Origin of the sequence: Bradyrhizobium sp., assembly GCF_016462955.1 — a bacterium.
Classification (GTDB): Bacteria; Pseudomonadota; Alphaproteobacteria; order Rhizobiales; family Xanthobacteraceae; genus Bradyrhizobium.
Genome location: NZ_JAEMSD010000863.1, coordinates 1 through 1,676 on the forward strand (window position 1 = coordinate 1; position 1,676 = coordinate 1,676).

Annotated in this window: 1 protein-coding gene; it reads right to left on the reverse strand. The window is 66.9% G+C overall.

Features of this window, described 5'->3' with window-relative positions; all coding sequences use genetic code 11:
• Nucleotides 1-1,643, reverse strand: a 1,643-nt coding sequence (locus JHD07_RS39315) for a potassium/proton antiporter (RefSeq protein ID WP_291632004.1), incomplete at its 3' end; no start/stop codon positions are given.
• Nucleotides 1,644-1,676 lie beyond the last annotated feature (33 nt).

Sequence of the window (1,676 nt, forward strand, 5' to 3'; positions counted from 1 at the left end):
ATCTCGTCCAGCGGCAGCTCGGCGCCCTCTTTCGGGGCGTGGTCGAGATGGACGTCGAAATAATCGGCCAGGGTCAGCTTGCTCGTTTCCTCGCTCACCGCCACGCCGTAGATCGCGGTGAGCTCGGCCAGCGTGTGCTCTCCGGAGACCACGAAGTCGCCGAGCAGATGCGGATCGGGCGCAGAGCTCTGCTGCATGTCGACGAAGAAGCGGTCGAGCGCCTCGGCCTTCTCCGGCGGCGCCAGCAGGTAGATGTAGTCGCCGGGCGCGACAGGATCGGCCTCCGTCGGCGTCAGGATGTGCTCGTTGCGGATGACCAGCGTCGGCTTGGACCAGGACGGGATCAGGCCGCGGCGGAAATACAGGCTCTTGGGCCGCACCGGATAGCCGACCAGCTGCTGCTCGAGCTGGCCGGGCAGATCCAATTCGACGCGGCGCGGGCCACGCTCGGCGCGCGGCAGCGCCACGTGCAGCTTGCGCGCGGCGGCCGACAGGGTCCAGCCCTGCAGCAACAGCGAGATGATGACGACGACGAAGGCGACATCGAAATAGAGATAGGCCTTGGACAGGCCGACCAGCATCGGGATCGAGGCGAGGAAGATCGCGACCGCGCCGCGCAGGCCGGTCCAGGCGATGAAGATTCGCTCGCGCCAGTTGAAGCGGAATGGCCAAAGGCACACGAACACCGCGATCGGCCGCGCCACCAGCATCAGGACGAACGCGACGGCGACGGCCGGCACGATGCTGTCACCCAACCGGCTCGGCGAGACCAGAAGGCCGAGCAGAACGAACATCACGATCTGTGCCAGCCAGGTCGCCGCGTCGAGGAACGTCACCACCGAATTATGCGCACGCGTCGGCCGGTTGCCGATGATGATGCCGGCGAGATAGACCGAGAGGAAGCCGGAGGCGTGCATGATCTGCGAGCCACCGAAGATCACGAGGGCAGCTGTGGCCACGAACGGGGCATGCAGGCCCTGCGGCAGCGCCACCTTGTTGAGGGCGACCACGACCAGGCGCCCGCCGATGACACCGACGATGGCGCCCAGGACCGCCTCCTGAATGAACTCCACCAGCACATGGCCGGGCGAGCTCGAGCCGATCGAGATGTATTCCACCAGCATGAGCGTCAGGAAGATCGCGAACGGGTCGTTGGTGCCGGATTCGGCCTCCAGCGTCGCGCCGACGCGCGGGCGCAGGCGCAGGCCCTGGGTGTGCACCAGCAGGAACACCGCGGCCGCATCGGTCGAGGCCACCACGGCGCCGACCAGCAGCGATTCCGACCAGTTGAGATCGAGCGCGTATTTCGCGAACGGCGCAGTGACGAGGGCGGTCAGCAGCACGCCGACGGTCGCGAGCATCACGGACGGGGCGAGCACAGTACGGATGCTGGCAAAGCGCGTCCGCAGGCCGCCGTCGAACAAAATCAGGGCGAGCGCGACGGAGCCGACCAGATAGGTGGTGCGGACGTCGTCGAACTGGAGCTGGCCAGGGCCGGAATCGCCGGCGAGCATGCCGATCGCAAGAAAGACGAGCAGCAAGGGCGCGCCGAAGCGCAACGCGAGCAGGCTCGAGAGGATGCCGGCCATGACGAGGACGGCGCCGAGCAGTATGGCGATGCTGACGGTGTCGAGGGAAGCCATCCACCTTCCGGGTACATTCGCTGGAAAGGCATG